This is a genomic window from Bradyrhizobium sp., from assembly GCF_049586575.1.
Taxonomy (GTDB): domain Bacteria; phylum Pseudomonadota; class Alphaproteobacteria; order Rhizobiales; family Xanthobacteraceae; genus Bradyrhizobium.
Window position 1 is genome coordinate 1 of record NZ_JBAVCF010000377.1, and the last position, 2138, is coordinate 2138.

General features: G+C 63.9%; 2 protein-coding genes. Both read right to left on the reverse strand.

Annotation, left to right across the window (positions count from 1 at the left end; translation table 11 throughout):
- Nucleotides 1–866 (reverse strand): IS91 family transposase (locus tag WB528_RS14995; protein ID WP_423889201.1); only part of this gene is annotated, 866 nt, incomplete at its 3' end.
- A gap of 8 nt (nt 867–874) precedes the next feature.
- Nucleotides 875–1735, reverse strand: a complete 861-nt coding sequence (locus tag WB528_RS15000; protein ID WP_423889202.1) for a tyrosine-type recombinase/integrase — start codon at nt 1733–1735, stop codon at nt 875–877.
- Nucleotides 1736–2138: the final 403 nt, after the last annotated feature.

Sequence of the window (2138 nt, forward strand, 5' to 3'; positions counted from 1 at the left end):
CTGTCCGCCCGATAATCCTTCCAACGAAAGCGGACGCGACCGTTCTCGCAGTCGAGGAGCCGACTATTGGCGATCGCGACGCGATGGGTGTAGCGCCCCAGATATTCCAGCACCTGCTGTGGTCCGCCGAAGGGGCGCTTGGCGTAGACGTTCCATTCGACATGGCGCAGCGGATCGAGATGGCGGGCGAAGACCGCCGGCTCTATTAAGCCCGCGAGATCGCCAAAGAACACGAGCTCTCTTTTGTCGAACGCCGCCTGCAGGCGTTGCAGGAACAGGCGCCGATAGAGTCGCGACAGGACGCGGACCGGGAGGAAGAAGTTCGGCCGGCAGCCGACCCAACGCCCGTCCGCCGCAAGCCCGCCGCCCGGCACGACGCAGTGGGCATGCGGATGATGCGTCAGGGTCTGGCCCCAGGTGTGGAGAATGGCGATCATGCCGGTCTCGGCGCCGAGGTGCTGTGGATCGGCGCCGATGACGCGGATCGTCTCGGCTGCGGCCTTGAGCAGGATGTCGTACACGACCGCCTTATTCTGGAGCGCGATGGCGGCGATGGGTGCCGGCACGGTGAAGACGACGTGAAAATATGGCACCGGCAGCAGGTCGGCCTGACGATCGGCCAGCCACTGCGCGCGCGCCAAACCCTGGCACTTGGGGCAGTGCCGGTCGCGACAGCTGTTGTAGGCGATGCGAACCATGCCGCAGCCGTCGCACTGCTCGATATGGCCACCGAGCGCCGCGGTGCGGCAAGCCTCGATGGCTGCCATGACGCGGCGCTGGTCGGGCAAGAGCCGACCGTGCTGCGCAACACGGAATGCATCGCCATGGCTGCGGAAGATGTCCGCCACCTCCAGCGCGGGGCGCATCGTGCGCGCTACTCGGGAGGGATCACCTCCAGCGCGAGCTGATCGAACGGGCTCGGGGTCCCGGCGATCAGTCCGGTCGCCACCTGGGCGTAGCGGGCCGTCGTCTCCAAGTGGCTATGACCGAGCAGGACCTGGATGATGCGGATGTCGGTGCCGCTCTCCAGCAGATGGGTCGCAAAGCTATGCCGAAGCGAGTGGGCCGTCACCCGCTTGCCGATCCGGGCACGCTGCCTTGCGAAGCGGCAAGCCGACTGAAGCGCGCCGCGGCTCAGATGACCGCCGGGCTCCTGACCCGAAAACAGCCATGAACTCGGCCGTGCCCGCTTCCAATAGGCGCGCAGGATCTCCAGAAGCCGCGGCGACAGCATCGCGTAACGATCCCTGCCACCTTTGCCGCCCTCGATGTGGAGCAACATCCGTTCGCTGTCGATCGAGCTGATCTTCAGGCGCACGACCTCGCCGACCCGCAAGCCCGCCGCATAGGCGGTCGTCAGCGCAACACGATTGCGCAATCCCTTGACCGCCGCCAGGAAACGCCCGATCTCCTCAGGGCTCAGCACCGGCGGAAGCTTCTGCGGTTCCCTGCCGGCGACGATACGCTCGAATGCCTCTTTCTGACCGAGCGTGATGCCGTAGAAGAACCGCAACGCGCACGCCACCTGATTGATGTGCGACCACGAGTACTTCTGGTCGATGAGATTTAGCTGGTAGGCACGAACATCCTCCATGCCGAGCCGATCCGGTGGACAATTGAAATGCCGGCTGAACTTCGCGACCGCATAAATGTAGGATTGCTGCGTCGAGTGCGACAGATTGCGGATCGTCATGTCCTCAATCATGCGCCGGCGAAGAGGGCTCATCGTAGCCATCTGGAACTCCTGTCTCGAGAGGGATGGGTGTGGCAACCACATCCTCTCAGACAGGAGACCGCCGATCAGCAGCCCTTCTATAGGGGTCGTGCCGCTAATCCCGCGCAGCGGGTTCGTTGTGTGCTGGGCATGCTCAGCAGTTCGGAGGTGAAAGTCCTCCGCCCAACCTGATGGAGGTGAAGGGCTAGTGATGGTGCGAGGGCTATCGCCGTGAGGCGGGGTCTGAAGGAAGCACCAAGCAAACGTGCGAGTCGATGGACAAGAACCGAATACAAGGCGCAAGCACCGGACGAGCGGGCAACGTACCGCGAAGTCCATATCCATCAAGGGTGCGAAGCGTAGATTCGGCGACTGTGCACGGAAGGCGGCTGAGCTTACCCCAGGAGATCTGCTCTGTGTCGCT

Bases quoted from the DNA above. Each gene is read 5' to 3' on its own strand.
- WB528_RS15000 (WP_423889202.1), bottom strand. From the start codon at position 1,735: ATGGCTACGATGAGCCCTCTTCGCCGGCGCATGATTGAGGACATGACG.